At 68.6% G+C, this 18,944-nt stretch carries 20 protein-coding genes and 12 pseudogenes; 15 read left to right on the top strand and 17 right to left on the bottom strand.

Annotated elements, in window-relative coordinates:
• The 13 genes and pseudogenes from BLQ34_RS19065 to rpsN all read left to right on the top strand — a co-directional run.
• A partial coding sequence (locus BLQ34_RS19065) for a hypothetical protein (protein WP_197674742.1) occupies positions 1-255 on the top strand: 255 nt, incomplete at its 5' end.
• Positions 252-555: pseudogene (rplW, locus tag BLQ34_RS18620) on the top strand (50S ribosomal protein L23). The gene BLQ34_RS19065 and the pseudogene rplW (BLQ34_RS18620), both read left to right, overlap by 4 nt.
• Positions 556-589: 34 nt before the next feature.
• The gene (gene rplB, locus BLQ34_RS18615; protein ID WP_231961360.1) at positions 590-1,384 is read left to right on the top strand and encodes a 50S ribosomal protein L2; all 795 of its coding nucleotides are present in this window, start codon (positions 590-592) and stop codon (positions 1,382-1,384) included.
• A gap of 50 nt (positions 1,385-1,434) precedes the next feature.
• Positions 1,435-1,715 (top strand): annotated as a pseudogene (rpsS, locus tag BLQ34_RS18610) (30S ribosomal protein S19).
• Positions 1,716-1,747: 32 nt separating this feature from the next.
• Positions 1,748-2,112, top strand: a pseudogene (gene rplV / locus BLQ34_RS18605) (50S ribosomal protein L22).
• Positions 2,112-2,929 (top strand): annotated as a pseudogene (gene rpsC, locus BLQ34_RS18600) (30S ribosomal protein S3). Before rplV (BLQ34_RS18605) ends, rpsC (BLQ34_RS18600) begins: the two co-directional pseudogenes overlap by 1 nt.
• Position 2,930: 1 nt before the next feature.
• Positions 2,931-3,349 (top strand): annotated as a pseudogene (gene rplP / locus BLQ34_RS18595) (50S ribosomal protein L16).
• Entirely contained in the window at positions 3,349-3,633 is a 285-nt protein-coding gene (gene rpmC, locus BLQ34_RS18590) for a 50S ribosomal protein L29 (protein ID WP_091788931.1), read from the top strand. Before rplP (BLQ34_RS18595) ends, rpmC (BLQ34_RS18590) begins: the two are co-directional and overlap by 1 nt.
• Positions 3,599-3,901: a 30S ribosomal protein S17 gene (rpsQ, locus tag BLQ34_RS18585; protein ID WP_091779869.1), complete on the top strand. Its 303-nt coding sequence runs from the start codon at positions 3,599-3,601 to the stop codon at positions 3,899-3,901. The genes rpmC (BLQ34_RS18590) and rpsQ (BLQ34_RS18585) overlap by 35 nt, the downstream gene beginning before the upstream one ends.
• A gap of 100 nt (positions 3,902-4,001) precedes the next feature.
• The gene (gene rplN / locus BLQ34_RS18580; RefSeq protein ID WP_056923992.1) at positions 4,002-4,370 is read left to right on the top strand and encodes a 50S ribosomal protein L14; all 369 of its coding nucleotides are present in this window, start codon (positions 4,002-4,004) and stop codon (positions 4,368-4,370) included.
• A 3-nt stretch (positions 4,371-4,373) separates the two neighbouring features.
• Complete coding sequence (rplX, locus tag BLQ34_RS18575; protein WP_091779873.1) at positions 4,374-4,733, top strand: 50S ribosomal protein L24; 360 nt, start codon at positions 4,374-4,376, stop codon at positions 4,731-4,733.
• Between the two features lie 8 nt (positions 4,734-4,741).
• A pseudogene (gene rplE, locus BLQ34_RS18570) lies at positions 4,742-5,311 on the top strand (50S ribosomal protein L5).
• 1 nt (position 5,312) lies between these two features.
• A pseudogene (gene rpsN, locus BLQ34_RS18950) lies at positions 5,313-5,417 on the top strand (type Z 30S ribosomal protein S14); the annotation flags it as partial.
• Between the two features lie 4 nt (positions 5,418-5,421).
• Here rpsN and rplE (BLQ34_RS18565) read toward each other — a convergent pair.
• From rplE (BLQ34_RS18565) to BLQ34_RS18495, 15 genes and pseudogenes are all read right to left on the bottom strand, one after another.
• Positions 5,422-5,996 (bottom strand): annotated as a pseudogene (rplE, locus tag BLQ34_RS18565) (50S ribosomal protein L5).
• 8 nt (positions 5,997-6,004) lie between these two features.
• Positions 6,005-6,363: pseudogene (gene rplX, locus BLQ34_RS18560) on the bottom strand (50S ribosomal protein L24).
• A 3-nt stretch (positions 6,364-6,366) separates the two neighbouring features.
• Positions 6,367-6,734, bottom strand: a pseudogene (gene rplN, locus BLQ34_RS18555) (50S ribosomal protein L14).
• 100 nt (positions 6,735-6,834) lie between these two features.
• Positions 6,835-7,137: a 30S ribosomal protein S17 gene (gene rpsQ, locus BLQ34_RS18550; protein WP_091779869.1), complete on the bottom strand. Its 303-nt coding sequence runs from the start codon at positions 7,135-7,137 to the stop codon at positions 6,835-6,837.
• Positions 7,134-7,389, bottom strand: a pseudogene (rpmC, locus tag BLQ34_RS18545) (50S ribosomal protein L29). Before rpmC (BLQ34_RS18545) ends, rpsQ (BLQ34_RS18550) begins: the two are co-directional and overlap by 4 nt.
• Positions 7,389-7,808, bottom strand: coding sequence for a 50S ribosomal protein L16 (gene rplP, locus BLQ34_RS18540; RefSeq protein WP_056883301.1), 420 nt, complete (start codon positions 7,806-7,808; stop codon positions 7,389-7,391). The pseudogene rpmC (BLQ34_RS18545) and the gene rplP (BLQ34_RS18540) overlap by 1 nt, the downstream one beginning before the upstream one ends.
• A 1-nt stretch (position 7,809) precedes the next feature.
• Positions 7,810-8,628 carry a 30S ribosomal protein S3 gene (gene rpsC, locus BLQ34_RS18535; RefSeq protein WP_091779863.1) on the bottom strand — a complete coding sequence of 273 codons (819 nt, stop codon included), beginning with the start codon at positions 8,626-8,628 and terminating at the stop codon, positions 7,810-7,812.
• Positions 8,628-8,996: a 50S ribosomal protein L22 gene (rplV, locus tag BLQ34_RS18530; RefSeq protein ID WP_091788934.1), complete on the bottom strand. Its 369-nt coding sequence runs from the start codon at positions 8,994-8,996 to the stop codon at positions 8,628-8,630. Before rplV (BLQ34_RS18530) ends, rpsC (BLQ34_RS18535) begins: the two co-directional genes overlap by 1 nt.
• A 32-nt stretch (positions 8,997-9,028) precedes the next feature.
• Complete coding sequence (gene rpsS / locus BLQ34_RS18525) at positions 9,029-9,310, bottom strand: 30S ribosomal protein S19 (RefSeq protein ID WP_009775961.1); 282 nt, start codon at positions 9,308-9,310, stop codon at positions 9,029-9,031.
• Between the two features lie 15 nt (positions 9,311-9,325).
• On the bottom strand, positions 9,326-10,162 hold the full coding sequence (gene rplB / locus BLQ34_RS18520; RefSeq protein ID WP_091779860.1) for a 50S ribosomal protein L2: 837 nt from the start codon (positions 10,160-10,162) through the stop codon (positions 9,326-9,328).
• Between the two features lie 34 nt (positions 10,163-10,196).
• On the bottom strand, positions 10,197-10,502 hold the full coding sequence (rplW, locus tag BLQ34_RS18515; protein ID WP_056915466.1) for a 50S ribosomal protein L23: 306 nt from the start codon (positions 10,500-10,502) through the stop codon (positions 10,197-10,199).
• 224 nt (positions 10,503-10,726) lie between these two features.
• Positions 10,727-11,323, bottom strand: a pseudogene (gene rplD / locus BLQ34_RS18510) (50S ribosomal protein L4); the annotation flags it as partial.
• 5 nt (positions 11,324-11,328) lie between these two features.
• Complete coding sequence (gene rplC / locus BLQ34_RS18505) at positions 11,329-11,985, bottom strand: 50S ribosomal protein L3 (RefSeq protein WP_091779854.1); 657 nt, start codon at positions 11,983-11,985, stop codon at positions 11,329-11,331.
• 11 nt (positions 11,986-11,996) lie between these two features.
• Positions 11,997-12,305, bottom strand: coding sequence for a 30S ribosomal protein S10 (rpsJ, locus tag BLQ34_RS18500; protein ID WP_009775966.1), 309 nt, complete (start codon positions 12,303-12,305; stop codon positions 11,997-11,999).
• 440 nt (positions 12,306-12,745) lie between these two features.
• Positions 12,746-13,324 (bottom strand): hypothetical protein, encoded by a 579-nt coding sequence (locus tag BLQ34_RS18495; RefSeq protein WP_091788927.1) that lies wholly within the window; start codon positions 13,322-13,324, stop codon positions 12,746-12,748.
• Between the two features lie 180 nt (positions 13,325-13,504).
• Between BLQ34_RS18495 and BLQ34_RS18490 the strand changes: the two genes are divergently transcribed.
• The gene (locus BLQ34_RS18490) at positions 13,505-14,821 is read left to right on the top strand and encodes an alpha-hydroxy-acid oxidizing protein (protein ID WP_091788924.1); all 1,317 of its coding nucleotides are present in this window, start codon (positions 13,505-13,507) and stop codon (positions 14,819-14,821) included.
• Entirely contained in the window at positions 14,821-15,396 is a 576-nt protein-coding gene (locus tag BLQ34_RS18485; protein WP_091790228.1) for a GNAT family N-acetyltransferase, read from the top strand. Before BLQ34_RS18490 ends, BLQ34_RS18485 begins: the two co-directional genes overlap by 1 nt.
• Here the strand turns inward: BLQ34_RS18485 and BLQ34_RS19060 are convergent.
• Together BLQ34_RS19060 and tuf are read right to left on the bottom strand one after the other, a co-directional pair.
• Entirely contained in the window at positions 15,374-17,566 is a 2,193-nt protein-coding gene (locus BLQ34_RS19060) for a PKD domain-containing protein (protein WP_172829428.1), read from the bottom strand. The genes BLQ34_RS18485 and BLQ34_RS19060 overlap by 23 nt on opposite strands.
• A gap of 171 nt (positions 17,567-17,737) precedes the next feature.
• Entirely contained in the window at positions 17,738-18,934 is a 1,197-nt protein-coding gene (gene tuf, locus BLQ34_RS18475; protein ID WP_091788921.1) for an elongation factor Tu, read from the bottom strand.
• Positions 18,935-18,944 lie beyond the last annotated feature (10 nt).

Raw genomic sequence — 18,944 nt, 5'->3', positions numbered from 1 at the left:
GCCTCGAGGCGTTCGTCACCAAGGCCAGCCGGTCGGTGGCGTCGAGGTCACCATCGTGACCGACGAGGCTGCGGACGAGAAGCCCGCCAAGCCACCAAGACCGCTGCCAAGGCTGACAAGGCCGACAAGCCCGCCAAGGCTGAGAAGGCTGAGAAGGCTGAGAAGCCCGCCAAGAAGGCCGCCGCGAAGAAGGCCACCGCCACGAAGGCCGCCAAGGCCGACGCGGACGACAAGGCCGAGGAGGAGACCAAGTGAGCAGCCTCGCTGCAGGCAAGGACCCGCGCGACATCCTGATCGCACCGGTCGTGTCGGAGAAGTCGTACTCGCTGCTCGACCAGGGCAAGTACACCTTCATCGTCGACCCCCGGCCAACAAGACGAGATCAAGATCGCCGTCGAGCGCGTCTTCGGAGTGAAGGTCGACTCCGTCCACACCCTCAACCGAGTCGGCAAGACCCGCCGCACCCGGTTCGGCATCGGCAAGCGCAAGGACACCAAGCGTGCGATCGTCACCCTCCGCGAGGGCTCGATCGACATCTTCGGTGCCGGCGCCTGACGGACACGCTGAGAAACGTAAGGGATCACTAACCATGGGTATCCGCAAGTACAAGCCGACGACGCCTGGCCGTCGTGGCTCCAGCGTCGCCGACTTCGTCGAGGTCACGCGCTCCACGCCGGAGAAGTCGCTGGTCCGCCCGCTGACGAAGTCCGGTGGACGCAACAGCAACGGCCGCATCAACACCCGCCACATCGGTGGTGGCCACAAGCGCGCCTACCGCGTCATCGACTTCCGTCGCCACGACAAGGACGGCGTGCCGGCCAAGGTCGCTCACATCGAGTACGACCCCAACCGCACCGCGCGCATCGCGCTGCTGCACTACGCCGACGGTGAGAAGCGCTACATCCTGGCCCCCGTGGCCTGGAGCAGGGCGCCAACATCGAGAACGGCCCTCGGCCGACATCAAGCCCGGCAACAGCCTGCCGCTGCGCAACATCCCGACCGGTACGGTCATCCACGCCGTCGAGCTCAAGCCCGGTGCGGCGCGAAGATCGCCCGCTCGGCCGGTGTGCGCGTGCAGCTCGTCGCCAAGGACGGCCCCTACGCGCAGCTGCGCATGCCGTCCGGTGAGATCCGCAACGTTCGACCTGCGCTGCCGCGCCACGGTCGGCGAGGTGGGCAACGCCGAGCAGTCCAACATCAACTGGGGCAAGGCCGGCCGCATGCGGTGGAAGGGCAAGCGCCGACGTCCGTGTGTCGCATGAACCCGGTCGACCACCCGCACGGTGGTGGTGAGGGCAAGACCTCCGGTGGTCGCCACCCGGTCAGCCCCTGGGGTCAGGCCGAGGCCGCACCCGCCGCCCCGGCAAGCCGAGCGACAAGCTGATCGTTCGCCGCCGTCGTACTGGCAAGAAGCGCTGATAGGAGCCTGGAAGCATGCCTCGCAGTTTGAAGAAGGGCCCCTTCATCGACGACCACCTTCAGAAGAAGGTCGACGTCCAGAACGAAGCGGGTACCAAGAACGTCATCAAGACCTGGTCGCGTCGGTCGTCATCAGCCCCGACATGCTGGTCACACCCTCGCCGTGCACACGACGGCCGCAAGCACGTCCGGTGTTCGTCACCGAGTCGATGGTCGGTCACAAGCTCGGTGAGTTCGCGCCGACCCGCACGTTCAAGGGTCACGTGAAGGACGACAAGAAGGGGCGTCGTCGCTGATGACCGCCTCCACCGACAACAAGGACAACGTGATGGAAGCCAAGGCGAGTGCGCGGCACGTCCGCGTCACGCCCCAGAAGGCCCGCCGCATCGTGGACCTGATCCGCGGCAAGCAGGCGTCGAGGCGATTGCCGTGCTGCGGTTGCGCCGCAGTCCGCGTCCGACCCGATCCAGAAGGTGCTCGAGAGCGCCATCGCCAACGCCCGGTCAAGGCCGACAAGGCCTCCGAGGCGTTCGACGAGCGCGACCTGGTCATCAGCGCCGCCTTCGTCGACGAGGGTCCGACCATGAAGCGGTTCCGCCCGCGGGCCAGGGCCGCGCGGCACGCATCAACAAGCGGACCAGCCACATCACCGTGGTCGTCACGCCGAAGACACCAAAGGGAGGCACCCGCTAATGGGTCAGAAGGTCAACCCGCACGGCTTCCGCCTCGGTATCACCACCGAGCACAAGAGCCGCTGGTTCGCTGACTCCACCAAGGAGGGTCAGCGCTACCGCGACTACGTCAAGGAAGACGTCGCCATCCGCAAGCTCATGTCCGAGGGCATGGAGCGGGCCGGCATCTCCCGCTCGAGATCGAGCGCACCCGTGACCGCGTCCGTGTGGACATCCACACTGCGCGCCCGGGCATCGTCATCGGTCGCCGCGGCGCCGAGGCCGACCGCATCCGTGGCGAGCTCGAGAAGCTCACCGGCAAGCAGGTCCAGCTGAACATCCTCGAGGTCAAGAACCCCGAGGTCGACAGCCAGCTCGTCGCGCAGGGCATCGCCGAGCAGCTCTCTGCTCGCGTGTCGTTCCGTCGCGCGATGCGCAAGGGCATGCAGTCCGCCACCCGCGCCGGCGCCAAGGGCATCCGTGTCCAGGTCTCCGGTCGCCTCGGCGGCGCCGAGATGTCCCGCACGGAGTTCTACCGTGAGGGTCGCGTCCCGCTGCACACCCTGCGTGCGCAGATCGACTACGGCTTCTACGAGGCCCGCACCACCTTCGGCCGCATCGGCGTCAAGGTGTGGATCTACAAGGGTGACGTCACCGCCCGTGAGCTGGCCCAGCAGCAGGCTGCTGCGCCGCGCCCGAGCCGTGGCCCCCGTCGTGACGGTGCCGACCGTCCGGCCCGCGCCCGTCGCGAGCGTCCGGAGGCCGCCGCCACCGAGACCGCTGCTGAGGCCCCCGCCGCTGAGGCGACCGCAGCCAGCACTGAGGGAGAGCAGTCCTGACATGTTGATTCCTCGTCGAGTCAAGCACCGCAAGCAGCACCACCCGGGTCGCTCGGGCGCTGCCAAGGGTGGCACCAAGATCGCGTTCGGCGACTACGGCATCCAGGCCCTCGAGCCCGCCTACGTCACCAACCGCCAGATCGAGTCCGCTCGTATTGCGATGACGCGTTACATGAAGCGTGGTGGAAAGGTGTGGATCAACATCTACCCCGACCGCCCGCTGACCAAGAAGCCGGCCGAGACCCGCATGGGTTCCGGTAAGGGCTCCCCGAGTGGTGGATCGCCAACATCAAGCCTGGTCGCGTGATGTTCGAGGTGTCCGGTGTGTCCGAAGAGGTCGCCCGTGAGGCCATGCGTCTGGCGATGCACAAGCTCCCCATGAAGTGCCGCTTCGTTCGGCGTGAGGGTGGTGACATCTGATGGCAGTCGGATCCAAGGACCTGGTGTCGGCGAACCTGCGTGGTCTCGACGACGACCGCCTGGTCGACGAGCTGCGCAAGGCCAAGGAGGAGCTGTTCAACCTCCGGTTCCAGTCGGCCACCGGCCAGCTGGACAACCACGGCCGCCTGCGCGCCGTCCGCAAGGACATCGCCCGCATCTACACCGAGCTGCGTGAGCGCGAGCTCGGGATCGGGCAGAGCCCGAGTGCATCGGCCGAGGAGAGTCGGCATGACCAAGAACACCAAGGACGACACCGTGGATGAGGCCGTGAAGGCGCAGGACCGCAACTACCGCAAGACCCGTCAGGGTTACGTGGTCAGCGACAAGATGGACAAGACCGTGGTGGTCGAGGTCGAGGACCGCGTCAAGCACGCGCTCTACGGCAAGGTCCTGCGGCGCTCGAGCAAGGTCAAGGCCCATGACGAGGACAACGCCGCCGGCATCGGTGACCGCGTCGCGATCATGGAGACCCGTCCCCTCTCGGCCACCAAGCGCTGGCGCGTGGTGGAGATCCTCGAGAAGGCCAAGTAAGCCACCTGCCGCCTCGGCAAGCCCATCTGTCATCAGACAGTCCAGTTCGGCCAGGCTCGCCCGCGAGGGTGAGAACCAGCACGACGAGTAGGAGTAAGAAGTGATCCAGCAGGAGTCGCGACTGCGTGTCGCCGACAACACTGGTGCCAAGGAGATCCTTTGCATCCGTGTCCTCGGTGGCTCGGGTCGTCGTTACGCCGGCATCGGTGACGTCATCGTCGCCGCCGTCAAGGACGCCATCCCCGGCGGCAACGTCAAGAAGGGCGACGTCGTCAAGGCCGTCATCGTGCGCACCACCAAGGAGCGCCGTCGCGGTGACGGGTCGTACATCAAGTTCGACGAGAACGCCGCCGTCATCCTCAAGGCCGACGGGGACCCCCGTGGCACCCGCATCTTCGGCCCGGTCGGCCGTGAGCTGCGTGAGAAGAAGTTCATGAAGATCATCTCGCTGGCGCCGGAGGTGCTCTGACCCATGGCTGACAAGAAGAAGATGAAGATCAAGAAGGGTGACACCGTCAAGGTGCTCACCGGCAAGGACCGCAACAGCATCGGCAAGGTCATCGCCGTCTACCCCGAGACCGAGCGGGTGCTCGTCGAGGGTGTCAACCGGGTGACCCGCCACACCAAGGCCGGTCAGAGCGCCCGCGGCACCCGCACCGGTGGCCTGGTCGTCCAGGAGGCTGCGATCCACGTCAGCAACGTCGCGGTCGTCGACCCTGACGACAAGAAGGTCGGCACGCGGATCAAGACCCGCGTCGAGACCGTCGAGCGCGACGGCCGCACCAAGACCGTTCGCACCCGTGTCGCGGTGCGCTCGGGCAAGGACCTGTGAGAGAGACCATGACCCAGACTGAAGTTTCCGCAGCGGTGACGCCGCGCCTCAAGCAGCGCTACGCGGACGAGATCAAGGGCCAGCTGTTCACGCAGTTCGGCTACCAGAACGTCATGCAGGTGCCGGGCGTGGTCAAGGTCGTCGTCAACATGGGTGTCGGTGACGCCGCCAAGGACGCCAAGCTCATCGAGGGCGCGATCAAGGACCTCTCGGCCATCACCGGCCAGAAGCCCCTGGTCACCAAGGCCCGCAAGTCGATCGCCCAGTTCAAGCTGTGAGGGCATGCCGATCGGCGCGCACACCACGCTGCGCGGCGACCGCATGTGGGAGTTCCTCGACCGTCTCGTGTCGGTGGGCCTGCCCCGCATCCGTGACTTCCGTGGCCTGTCGCCCCAGCAGTTCGACGGCAGGGGCAACTACACCTTCGGTCTCACGGAGCAGTCGATGTTCCACGAGATCGACCAGGACCGGATCGACCGGTGCGTGGCATGGACATCACCGTGGTGACGACCGCCACCAACGACGACGAGGGCCGCGCACTGCTCAAGGCGCTCGGCTTCCCCTTCAAGGAGAACTGACATGGCGAAGACCGCCCTGGTCAACAAGGCCAACAAGAAGCCGAAGTTCAAGGCGCGCCTGACACGCGCTGCCAGCGCTGCGGCCGACCGGCACTCGGTCTTTCGCCATGTCAGTTCTCCTTGAAGGGGAAGCCGAGCGCCTTGAGCACGTGCGCGGCCCTCGTCGTCGTTTGGTGGCGGTTCGTCACCACGGTGATGTCCATGCCACGCACGCGGTCGATCCGGTCCTGGTCGATCTCGTGGAACATCGACTGCTCCGTGAGACCGAAGGTGTAGTTGCCCCTGCCGTCGAACTGCTGGGGCGACAGGCCACGGAGTCACGGATGCGGGGCAGGCCCACCGACACGAGACGGTCGAGGAACTCCCACATGCGGTCGCCGCGCAGCGTGGTGTGCGCGCCGATCGGCATGCCCTCACGCAGCTTGAACTGGGCGATCGACTTGCGGGCCTTGGTGACCAGGGGCTTCTGGCCGTGATGGCCGAGAGGTCCTTGATCGCGCCCTCGATGAGCTTGGCGTCCTTGGCGGCGTCACCGACACCCATGTTGACGACGAACCTTGACCACGCCCGGCACCTGCATGACGTTCTGGTAGCCGAACTGCGTGAACAAGCTGGCCCTGATCTCGTCCGCGTAGCGCTGCTTGAGGCGCGGCGTCACCGCTGCGGAAACTTCAGTCTGGGTCATGGTCTCTCTCACAGGTCCTTGCCCGAGCGCACCGCGACACGGGTGCGAACGGTCTTGGTGCGGCCGTCGCGCTCGACGGTCTCGACGCGGTCTTGATCCGCGTGCCGACCTTCTTGTCGTCAGGGTCGACGACCGCGACGTTGCTGACGTGGATCGCAGCCTCCTGGACGACCAGGCCACCGGTGCGGGTGCCGCGGGCGCTCTGACCGGCCTTGGTGTGGCGGGTCACCCGGTTGACACCCTCGACGAGCACCCGCTCGGTCTCGGGGTAGACGGCGATGACCTTGCCGATGCTGTTGCGGTCCTTGCCGGTGAGCACCTTGACGGTGTCACCCTTCTTGATCTTCATCTTCTTCTTGTCAGCCATGGGTCAGAGCACCTCCGGCGCCAGCGAGATGATCTTCATGAACTTCTTCTCACGCAGCTCACGGCCGACCGGGCCGAAGATGCGGGTGCCACGGGGGTCCCCGTCGGCCTTGAGGATGACGGCGGCGTTCTCGTCGAACTTGATGTACGACCCGTCACCGCGACGGCGCTCCTTGGTGGTGCGCACGATGACGGCCTTGACGACGTCGCCCTTCTTGACGTTGCCGCCGGGGATGGCGTCCTTGACGGCGGCGACGATGACGTCACCGATGCCGGCGTAACGACGACCCGAGCCACCGAGGACACGGATGCAAAGGACTCCTTGGCACCAGTGTTGTCGGCGACACGCAGTCGCGACTCCTGCTGGATCACTTCTTACTCCTACTCGTCGTGCTGGTTCTCACCCTCGCGGGCGAGCCTGGCCGAACTGGACTGTCTGATGACAGATGGGCTTGCCGAGGCGGCAGGTGGCTTACTTGGCCTTCTCGAGGATCTCCACCACGCGCCAGCGCTTGGTGGCCGAGAGGGGACGGGTCTCCATGATCGCGACGCGGTCACCGATGCCGGCGGCGTTGTCCTCGTCATGGGCCTTGACCTTGCTCGAGCGCCGCAGGACCTTGCCGTAGAGCGCGTGCTTGACGCGGTCCTCGACCTCGACCACCACGGTCTTGTCCATCTTGTCGCTGACCACGTAACCCTGACGGGTCTTGCGGTAGTTGCGGTCCTGCGCCTTCACGGCCTCATCCACGGTGTCGTCCTTGGTGTTCTTGGTCATGCCGACTCCTCCTCGGCCGATGCACTCGGGCTCTGCCCGATCCCGAGCTCGCGCTCACGCAGCTCGGTGTAGATGCGGGCGATGTCCTTTGCGGACGGCGCGCAGGCGGCCGTGGTTGTCCAGCTGGCCGGTGGCCGACTGGAACCGGAGGTTGAACAGCTCCTCCTTGGCCTTGCGCAGCTCGTCGACCAGGCGGTCGTCGTCGAGACCACGCAGGTTCGCCGACACCAGGTCCTTGGATCCGACTGCCATCAGATGTCACCACCCTCACGCCGAACGAAGCGGCACTTCATGGGGAGCTTGTGCATCGCCAGACGCATGGCCTCACGGGCGACCTCTTCGGACACACCGGACACCTCGAACATCACGCGACCAGGCTTGATGTTGGCGATCCACCACTCGGGGGAGCCCTTACCGGAACCCATGCGGGTCTCGGCCGGCTTCTTGGTCAGCGGGCGGTCGGGGTAGATGTTGATCCACACCTTTCCACCACGCTTCATGTAACGCGTCATCGCAATACGAGCGGACTCGATCTGGCGGTTGGTGACGTAGGCGGGCTCGAGGGCCTGGATGCCGTAGTCGCCGAACGCGATCTTGGTGCCACCCTTGGCAGCGCCCGAGCGACCCGGGTGGTGCTGCTTGCGGTGCTTGACTCGACGAGGAATCAACATGTCAGGACTGCTCTCCCTCAGTGCTGGCTGCGGTCGCCTCAGCGGCGGGGGCCTCAGCAGCGGTCTCGGTGGCGGCGGCCTCCGGACGCTCGCGACGGGCGCGGGCCGGACGGTCGGCACCGTCACGACGGGGGCCACGGCTCGGGCGCGGCGCAGCAGCCTGCTGCTGGGCCAGCTCACGGGCGGTGACGTCACCCTTGTAGATCCACACCTTGACGCCGATGCGGCCGAAGGTGGTGCGGGCCTCGTAGAAGCCGTAGTCGATCTGCGCACGCAGGGTGTGCAGCGGGACGCGACCCTCACGGTAGAACTCCGTGCGGGACATCTCGGCGCCGCCGAGGCGACCGGAGACCTGGACACGGATGCCCTTGGCGCCGGCGCGGGTGGCGGACTGCATGCCCTTGCGCATCGCGCGACGGAACGACACGCGAGCAGAGAGCTGCTCGGCGATGCCCTGCGCGACGAGCTGGCTGTCGACCTCGGGGTTCTTGACCTCGAGGATGTTCAGCTGGACCTGCTTGCCGGTGAGCTTCTCGAGCTCGCCACGGATGCGGTCGGCCTCGGCGCCGCGGCGACCGATGACGATGCCCGGGCGCGCAGTGTGGATGTCCACACGGACGCGGTCACGGGTGCGCTCGATCTCGACGCGGGAGATGCCGGCCCGCTCCATGCCCTCGGACATGAGCTTGCGGATGGCGACGTCTTCCTTGACGTAGTCGCGGTAGCGCTGACCCTCCTTGGTGGAGTCAGCGAACCAGCGGCTCTTGTGCTCGGTGGTGATACCGAGGCGGAAGCCGTGCGGGTTGACCTTCTGACCCATTAGCGGGTGCCTCCCTTGGTGGTCTTCGGCGTGACGACCACGGTGATGTGGCTGGTCCGCTTGTTGATGCGTGCCGCGCGGCCCTGGGCCCGCGGGCGGAACCGCTTCATGGTCGGACCCTCGTCGACGAAGGCGGCGCTGATGACCAGGTCGCGCTCGTCGAACGCCTCGGAGGCCTTGTCGGCCTTGACCCGGGCGTTGGCGATGGCGCTCTCGAGCACCTTCTGGATCGGGTCGGACGCGGACTGCGGCGCGAACCGCAGCACGGCAATCGCCTCGACGGCCTGCTTGCCGCGGATCAGGTCCACGATGCGGCGGGCCTTCTGGGGCGTGACGCGGACGTGCCGCGCACTCGCCTTGGCTTCCATCACGTTGTCCTTGTTGTCGGTGGAGGCGGTCATCAGCGACGACGCCCCTTCTTGTCGTCCTTCACGTGACCCTTGAACGTGCGGGTCGGCGCGAACTCACCGAGCTTGTGACCGACCATCGACTCGGTGACGAACACCGGGACGTGCTTGCGGCCGTCGTGCACGGCGAGGGTGTGACCCAGCATGTCGGGGCTGATGACCGACCGACGCGACCAGGTCTTGATGACGTTCTTGGTACCCGCTTCGTTCTGGACGTCGACCTTCTTCTGAAGGTGGTCGTCGATGAAGGGGCCCTTCTTCAAACTGCGAGGCATGCTTCCAGGCTCCTATCAGCGCTTCTTGCCAGTACGACGGCGGCGAACGATCAGCTTGTCGCTCGGCTTGCCGGGGCGGCGGGTGCGGCCCTCGGCCTGACCCCAGGGGCTGACCGGGTGGCGACCACCGGAGGTCTTGCCCTCACCACCACCGTGCGGGTGGTCGACCGGGTTCATGGCGACACCACGGACGGTCGGGCGCTTGCCCTTCCACCGCATGCGGCCGGCCTTGCCCCAGTTGATGTTGGACTGCTCGGCGTTGCCCACCTCGCCGACCGTGGCGCGGCAGCGCAGGTCGACGTTGCGGATCTCACCGGACGGCATGCGCAGCTGCGCGTAGGGGCCGTCCTTGGCGACGAGCTGCACGCGCACACCGGCCGAGCGGGCGATCTTCGCGCCGCCACCGGGCTTGAGCTCGACGGCGTGGATGACCGTACCGGTCGGGATGTTGCGCAGCGGCAGGCTGTTGCCGGGCTTGATGTCGGCCGAGGGGCCGTTCTCGATGTTGGCGCCCTGCTCCAGGCCACGGGGGGCCAGGATGTAGCGCTTCTCACCGTCGGCGTAGTGCAGCAGCGCGATGCGCGCGGTGCGGTTGGGGTCGTACTCGATGTGAGCGACCTTGGCCGGCACGCCGTCCTTGTCGTGGCGACGGAAGTCGATGACGCGGTAGGCGCGCTTGTGGCCACCACCGATGTGGCGGGTGGTGATGCGGCCGTTGCTGTTGCGTCCACCGGACTTCGTCAGCGGGCGGACCAGCGACTTCTCCGGCGTGGAGCGCGTGACCTCGACGAAGTCGGCGACGCTGGAGCCACGACGGCCAGGCGTCGTCGGCTTGTACTTGCGGATACCCATGGTTAGTGATCCCTTACGTTTCTCAGCGTGTCCGTCAGGCGCCGGCACCGAAGATGTCGATCGAGCCCTCGCGGAGGGTGACGATCGCACGCTTGGTGTCCTTGCGCTTGCCGATGCCGAACCGGGTGCGGCGGGTCTTGCCGACTCGGTTGAGGGTGTGGACGGAGTCGACCTTCACTCCGAAGACGCGCTCGACGGCGATCTTGATCTCGGTCTTGTTGGCCCGGGGGTCGACGATGAAGGTGTACTTGCCCTGGTCGAGCAGCGAGTACGACTTCTCCGACACGACCGGTGCGATCAGGATGTCGCGCGGGTCCTTGCCTGCAGCGAGGCTGCTCACTTGGTCTCCTCCTCGGCCTTGTCGTCCGCGTCGGCCTTGGCGGCCTTCGTGGCGGTGGCCTTCTTCGCGGCGGCCTTCTTGGCGGGCTTCTCAGCCTTCTCAGCCTTCTCAGCCTTGGCGGGCTTGTCGGCCTTGTCAGCCTTGGCAGCGGTCTTGGTGGCCTTGGCGGGCTTCTCGTCCGCAGCCTCGTCGGTCACGATGGTGACCTCGACGCCACCGACCGGCTGGGCCTTGGTGACGAACGCCTCGAGGCCGGCCTTGGTGAACACGACGTCGTCCGCGCACAGCACGTCATACGTGTTGAGCTGGTCGGCGGCGAGCACGTGCACGCCGTCGAGGTTGCGGACCGACTTCAGCGACACCAGGTCGCTGCGGTCGAGCACGACGAGCAGGTTGGTGCGCTCGGTCAGACCGGCGAGCAGCGCGGCGGCGTCCTTGGTGGACGGGGCGGACCCCGTCACCAGCGACTCGACGACGTGCACGCGGTCGTGGCGGGCCCGGTCGGAGAGGGCGCCACGCAGGGCGGCGGCCTTCATCTTCTTGGGGGTGCGCTGGGAGTAGTCACGCGGCTGCGGGCCGTGGACGACGCCACCACCGGCGAACTGCGGGGCGCGGGTCGAGCCCTGACGGGCGCGGCCGGTGCCCTTCTGGCGGTAAGGCTTGCGGCCACCACCGCGGACCTCGCCGCGGGTCTTGGTGGAGTGCGTGCCCTGACGCGCAGCGGCCAGCTGGGCCACGACGACCTGGTGGATCAGCGGGACGTTGACCTGGACGTCGAAGATCTCGGCGGGCAGGTCGGCGACGACAGTCTTGGTAGCCATGGTGATCAGGCTCCCTTCGCAGCCGTGCGGACGAGGACCGTGCCGTTGCGGGGGCCGGGGACGGCACCCTTGACGAGCAGCAGGCCCCGCTCCACGTCCACGGCGTGGATCGTGAGGTTCTGGGTGGTCTGGCGCACGCCGCCCATGCGGCCGGCCATGCGCATGCCCTTGAAGACGCGACCCGGGGTGGCGCAGCCACCGATCGAGCCCGGCTTGCGGTGGTTCTTGTGGGCACCGTGGGAGGAGCTGACGCCGTGGAAGCCGTGTCGCTTCATGACGCCGGCGAAGCCCTTGCCCTTGGTGGTGCCGGTGACGTCGATGTCCTGGCCGGCCTCGAAGGTCTCGACCGTGACTTCCTGGCCGAGCGAGTACTCGGCGGCGTCAGCGGTGCGGAGCTCCACGAGGTGGCGACGCGGGGTCACGCCGGCCTTCTCGAAGTGCCCGGTCAGGGGCTTGGTCACCTTGCGGGGGTCGATGGCGCCGAACGCGATCTGGACGGCGTCGTAGCCGTCGGTCGCGCTGGCGCGCACCTGCGTCACGACGCAGGGACCCGCCTGGATGACGGTGACGGGGACGAGCCGGTTCTCGGCGTCCCACACCTGGGTCATGCCGAGCTTCGTGCCCAGCACACCCTTCACGGTCTTGGTAGCAGTGGTGGTCATTGTCGCCAGCCTCAGAGCTTGATCTCGATGTTGACGTCAGCCGGCAGGTCGAGGCGCATCAGCGAGTCGACGGCCTTGGGCGTCGGGTCGATGATGTCGATCAAGCGCTTGTGGGTGCGCATCTCGAAGTGCTCGCGGCTGTCCTTGTACTTGTGGGGCGAACGGATCACCACGAAGACGTTCTTCTCCGTGGGCAGCGGCACAGGGCCGACCACCGTCGCACCGGCACGGGTCACCGTGTCGACAATCTTGCGCGCCGAGTTGTCGATGACCTCGTGGTCATACGACTTCAGTCGGATGCGGATCTTCTGTCCCGCCATCTCCGTTACGTCTCTCTCTCGCCGAACATCTAGCTTGTGGCCGCCTCTGCGTCCCTCCGACCCCCGCGGTCGGGTGTGTCGCACCCGCTCCGCGGCCCGACGACATGCGCTTCCACGCAGATCGTGCGGATTTCTCGGAAGTCCGGCAGAGCCGGGGCTTGCGCTTCCCTGGAGTGTCGCCCCGTGCGTGAGAGCACGGTTCGAGGTGTGGCACCGGGGGTGGCGGCGTCGACATGGGTCAACGGCGCGCGTCAAGCAACCGGTCCAGTGTGCCAGAGCGGGCGGTGACCTACCAAATCGAGCCGCAGGCACCCGGCATACCCGTGCCGGTGGCGCGTCGCAGGCCGCCCGAATGCCCCATCGCAGCACGAAACGGACCACGGCCACGCGCTCGCGGGGGAACGAGGCGTGGCCGTGGCCGGTGGTGCGGCGGGCCCGGGTCAGGGGCGGGGCCCACCCCCGAGCACACCTGCGTCGAAGGCCTTGAGCACCGATGCCTGGTCGGCGGCGGACAGCTTCCCGGCCTTGACCGCGGCGTCGAGCCGGGTCGACAGGTCCGTCCGACGGCCGGCCTCGCGCTGGGCCCGGACCCCGTCGAGAGCGGCCTGCACCTTGGCCTCGCCGACGCCGAGGGCCTTGGCCAGCGCGGCGACGTGGGCCTTCTCGCGGGCCTGGCGCTGGGCTTCCGTGGGCGGGGTGGGCCTGGTCCCCTCGGCCGGCGGTGTGGGCGGCTGGTCGGTCGCCCGCACCTTCTCCAGCGCCGCGGTGACCTTGGCCTCGGTCAGGCCGAGCTGCTTGGCGAGCGCGGCGGCGTCGAGGCCACCGGGTCCGCCGTGCCGGCCGCCGGGTCCGCCGCCCGGGCCGGCTCGTCCCGGCCCCTCCTGGGAGGGTGCCGTCGTGGTCGTCCCGCTCGGGCTCGGCGTGCTGTCGGCCATCGCCGCGCTCGCGCCGAGGCCCGCGACGACGGCGGCCACGCCTCCGGCTGCGGCGATCTTCAGGGTCTTGCTGACGGTGGGCATCGTGGGCGCACTTCCTTTCGGAGACACAGTCTCTCGGTCACGGGACGCTGCGGTGCGTCCCTGCTCCCTCGAGGCTGCGTCCCCCCGCTTGGAGGCACCCGTGGCGAACCTGTCACCAGGCTGTCATTCCAGCGGGACGTCCACAGCCGCGCGTGGCCGCCGGGCTGGCAGGATCGGGCCATGCAGGAGGAACCGCAGGCGCCCGGACCGGCTCACGCAGGTCCCGGCCGCACCCGTCAGTCGCTCGTGTACCGCGCCGGCGTGCTCGGGTCGCGACCCACCGTGCCCACCGACTTCGCCGAGCTGGAGCGCCGCGCGCAGGCCGAGATGTCGCCGCGGGCCTGGGCGTACGTCGCCGGCGCGGCCGGCGAGGGCACGACTGCCCGCGCCAACCGGGTCGCCTTCGAGCGGCACCGCATCGTGCCTCGTATGCTGCCCGGCCGGGTCAGCCGGGACCTGTCCGTCGAGCTGCTCGGCCGGCGGCTGCCGGCACCGGTGCTGCTCGCCCCGGTGGGCGCGGCCGGCCTCGTGCGACGCGACAGCGACACCGCGATCGGGGCAGCCGCCGCCGAGCTGGGCCTGCCCTACATCCTCAGCAACCAGGGCTGCTCCCCGATGGAGGACGTCGCCGCCGCGATGGCGTCGGGGCCGCGGTGGTTCCAGCTCTACTGGTCGACCGACGAGCCGCTCGTCGACAGCCTGCTCGCGCGGGCCGAGGCCAGCGGGGCCGAGGCCGTCGTGGTCACGCTCGACACGACGATGCTGGGCTGGCGACCGCAGGACCTCAACCTCGGATCGCTGCCGTTCTCGCAGGGCATCGGGATCGCGCAGTACACCTCCGATCCCCGCTTCCAGGAGATCGTCGCCGAGCGGGTGGCGGCGAAGGCGGCCGGGAACGGCGGGTCCGACGACGTGAAGGTGACCCTCGGCGCGCTGCGGTCACTCCTGTCGATCAGCCGGGAGCACCCCGGCGACCTGCGCACGAACCTGCGCTCCCCCGTGCCCCGGGCCGCCGTCGAGACGTTCCTCGACATCTACTCCAACCCCGGCCTCACCTGGGACCGGTTGGCCACCCTGCGCGACCGCACCTCGTTGCCGTTCCTCGTCAAGGGCGTGCTCCACCCCGACGACGCCGCCCGGGCGGTCGAGATCGGAGCGAGCGGCATCGTGGTCAGCAACCACGGAGGGCGTCAGGTCGATGGCGCGATCGCCTCGCTCGACGCCCTGCCGGCGGTCCGGTCTGCCGTGGGACCCGACCTCCCGGTCGTGCTCGACAGCGGGGTCCGGACCGGCAGCGACGTGGTCAAGGCGCTGGCGCTCGGGGCCGACGCCGTCGCGATCGGGCGCCCGTACGTCTACGGGCTGGCGCTGGCCGGCCGCGACGGCGTGCGCGACGTGCTCGCCAACATCGTCGCCGAGCTCGACCTCACGATGGGCCTGTCCGGCATCGGCTCGGTGGCCGAGCTCGGTCCGGAGCTGCTGGCGACGGCACCGTGATGGCCCGGCCGGGTCTGACCACCGACCGGCTGGCGCTGCGCCCGCTGTCGGCCGACGAGAGCGACCTGCTCGTCGAGCTCGACGGCGACCCCGCCGTGATGGCGCACCTCACCGGTCGCGCCACGCCTGCCGAGGAGGCGATCGAGGTGTGGCTGCCGCAACGCACCGACCCCGCGCACGACGCCCTGGGGCTGGGTTACTGGTCGGCCTACGAGGGCGACGAGTTCGTCGGCTGGCTGTGCCTGACGCCGACCGCCGACGGCGAGGCGGAGCTCGGCTACCGGCTGCGCCAGCGGGCCTGGGGTCGCGGCCTGGCCAGCGAGGGCGCCGCCCGCCTCGTGCAACACGGTTTCGAGACGGTGCGGCTGCAGCGGATCTGGGCCGAGACGATGGCTGTCAACGCGCGCTCCCGTGCGGTGCTAGAGCGGATCGGCCTGCGCCACGCGCGCACCGAGGTGCGCGAGTGGGCCGACCCCCTGCCCGGCGCCGAGCTCGGCGAGGTGGTCTACGAGCTGACCGCGGCGGAGTACGACCGCGGCCGCGCGAGCCAGGTCAGGGCCCCGGGACGGCCTTGAGGTCGTCGAAGTTGAACGCGATCGGGGCGTTGGTCGCCGCGCCGGACAGGTAGAGGTAGAAACCCACTCCGCCGGCTGCCTGGAACCCGGACGTGGAGTCCGTCGCGGTCTTCTGCCAGGTGGTCGGCTCGGTGGTGCCGGCCTTCCACACCCTCGCGCGCACCGTCGTGGGCGAGGTGCCGGTGACCTGCACGCGGGCGAGCAGCTTCTCACCGGCTGCCATCGTGATGCCCGGGACCTGCGTCTCGGCCGCCAGCACCGTCTCGGCGTTCGCGGCGGTGGCGCGCTGCAGGGAGAGCCACACCCCGCCGTTGGAGGTGTAGTGCACCTTGGCGCGGTAGTCGCCGACCCCGGGCACCCGCCGGCCGTTGAGGGAGACGTAGGCGCCGCTGCCGGTCGGCACCTTGTCCAGGAAGATCGTGGTCACCAGGTCGGTCGAGGACGAGGAGACCCCCGCCAGGGCGAGCCACGGCCCGGAGCCGGCGTTCAGCCGCACCTGTCCCGCCCCGCCGGTGACCGACAGCGCGCTCGACGAGGCGTTGGTGGTCCAGGCGCCACCGGTGTCGGCGCTGCCCCAGCCGGTGGCGAGCGTCCGCCCGTAGGCGTCGGCGGCCAGCACCGTCACCGGAGGCGGCGCCGTGACCGTCACGTCCTTGGTCGTGGTCCCCGTGGCCCCGGCGTTGTCGGTGACCGTGAGCCGCGCGGTGTAGGTGCCTGCCGCGGCATACGTGTGGTTGGCGGTGGCGCCCGTGCCGTCGGCGGTGCCGTCACCCCACTGCCAGGCGTAGGAGGCGATGGTGCCGTCGGGGTCGCTGGAGCCGGTGCCGTTGAAGGAGCAGGCCAGGTCGGTGCAGCTGGTGGTGAAGCTGGCCGTGGGCAGCTGGTTGGGCGTGGGCGCGACCGTGACCGACCGCGTGGTGGTGTCGGTGGCGCCGTCGTCGTCGGTGACGGTGAGCGTGATCGTGTAGGTGCCCGCCGCGGCGTACGTGCGGCTCGCGTTGACCCCGGTGCCGGTCGTGCCGTCACCGAACTGCCACGCGTAGGACGCGATGGTGCCGTCGGCGTCGCTGCTGGCCGAGGCGTCGACCGAGCAGGCCAGCTGCGTGCAGGTCGGCGTGAAGGCCGCCGTGGGCGGCTGGTTCGGCGGGGCCACGCCCTTGGTGATCGTGAAGGCGTCGGAGAAGGTGCCCCCTGACGCGCGGCGGAAGGTCGCGGTGAGCACGTCGGAGGTCAGCGAGAAGTCCAGGACACCGAAGGTGGAGTTGACGTTCAGACCCGCATAGGCGGCGAAGTAGCCCGCCTCGGGGTCCGTGGTGTTGACGTTGCGCTGGTTGATCCCGCCCGTGCCCACCGTGGCGAAGACGGTGCCCGCGCCGGCCGCGAGGTCGTTGTCGGAGTCGACGACGCACGTCGCGTTGAAGGTGCCGGGCACGAGCGTGGCGCACCCGGTGCGGGTGGTCAGCTGCTTGGTGCGCTGGTAGATGTGCTCGTGGCCGGTCAGGACCACGTCGACCTTCTTGGCCAGCAACAGGTTCGCGAGGTCGGAGCCCATCTCGCAGGCGTACTCACCGAGGCTCACGCAGGGCGTGTGGTTGCCGACGACGACCCACGGTATGCCGGCCGCTCGAGCCCCGTCGATGGCTGCCGACGTCCACGCGTACTCGGGCGTGCCCGACGCATAGGACTTGGTGCCGGTCGTGAACGGGATGCCCGAGCTCACCGCGACGTAGCGCACCAGCGGCGCGTTGGCGGGCACGTCGACGTAGTACTGCCGGCCGTAGGTGCCCTTGAGTCCCGGGAGCTGGTTGGGCAGGCAGGCCGAGAAGTCGTTGATGTTGCCGTTCTGGCCGTTGCTCTCGTGGTTGCCCGAGACCAGCTCGAACGGGTAGCCCTCGCCCACCCCGGCCTTGACCAGGTTGCACCAGGCGTCCTCCGCGCCGGTGGTCCCGTAGGACATGTCGCCGAGGGCGGCGTGGAAGTCGTTGTCGAGCGAGCCGATCAGGTTCAACACGCTGGTCGCGCTCGCACCCGCCGAGAAGTCACCGGCGGCGCTGAACCGCACGGTCGGGTCGCCGGGAGCCGACGCCACGGGACCGGCGAGCACGACGAGCAGCACGGCAGCGCCCAACGCCACCCGGCGCAGCCGACGGTTCCCGACCCCGAAGCCCATGGCCCTGAACGTAGTCCCGCCCGGACCGGCGCACCTCCCCCAGCAGCCGTACCCGGGAACCGGGCGAACCCGGCATACCGGGCCAGAACCTGCACCCAAGACGAAGGACCCCGCGGCCATGCCGCGGGGTCCTTCGGTGGTGCAGGTGCTACGTCAGGCAGATCGCCGTGCTTACTTGGTGATCTTGGTGACGCGGCCGGCGCCGACGGTCCGGCCACCCTCGCGGATGGCGAACTTCAGGCCCTCTTCCATGGCGATCGGCTGGATGAGCTCGACCGACATCTCGGTGTTGTCACCGGGCATGACCATCTCGGTGCCGTCCGGCAGCTTGACGACGCCGGTGACGTCCGTGGTGCGGAAGTAGAACTGCGGGCGGTAGTTGTCGTAGAACGGCGTGTGACGGCCGCCCTCGTCCTTGGAGAGGATGACGACGTTGGCCTCGAAGTTCGTGTGCGGGGTGATCGAGCCCGGCTTGACGATGACCTGGCCACGCTCCACCTCCTCGCGCTTGATACCGCGGATGAGCAGGCCGACGTTCTCGCCCGCACGACCCTCGTCGAGCAGCTTGCGGAACATCTCGATGCCGGTGACCGTGGTCTTGGTCGCGGGGCCCTCGTGGATGCCGACGATCTCGACGTCCTCGTTGACCTTCAGGACGCCACGCTCGATGCGGCCGGTGACGACGGTGCCACGACCGGTGATCGTGAAGACGTCCTCGACGGGCATGAGGAACGGCTTGTCCACGTCACGCTCGGGCTCCGGGATGGAGGCGTCGACCGCGTCCATGAGCTCCAGGACGGACTTGCCCCACTCGGCGTCGCCCTCGAGCGCCTTCAGCGCCGAGACCTTGACCACCGGGACGTCGTCGCCGGGGAACTCGTAGGTGGACAGCAGCTCGCGGACCTCCATCTCGACGAGCTCGAGGATCTCCTCGTCGTCGACCATGTCGGCCTTGTTCAGCGCCACGACGATGTAGGGGACGCCGACCTGGCGAGCCAGGATGATGTGCTCCTTGGTCTGCGGCATCGGGCCGTCGGTGGCCGCGACGACGAGGATCGCACCGTCCATCTGCGCCGCACCCGTGATCATGTTCTTCACGTAGTCAGCGTGTCCGGGGCAGTCGACGTGGGCGTAGTGACGGCTCTCCGTCTGGTACTCGATGTGCGCGATCGAGATCGTGATACCGCGCTGCTTCTCTTCGGGTGCCTTGTCGATGTCGTCGAACGCGAACTGCGGGTTCAGGTCCGGGTACTTGTCGTGCAGGACCTTGGAAATCGCAGCCGTCAGCGTCGTCTTACCGTGGTCGATGTGACCAATGGTGCCGATGTTGACGTGCGGCTTAGTCCGCTCGAACTTTGCCTTCGCCACTTGATGTCCT

Source organism: Pedococcus dokdonensis (assembly GCF_900104525.1).
Classification (GTDB): Bacteria; Actinomycetota; Actinomycetes; order Actinomycetales; family Dermatophilaceae; genus Pedococcus; species Pedococcus dokdonensis.
The sequence above is the reverse complement of the archived record's forward strand: the minus strand, read 5'-3'. Positions and strand labels throughout refer to the sequence as shown.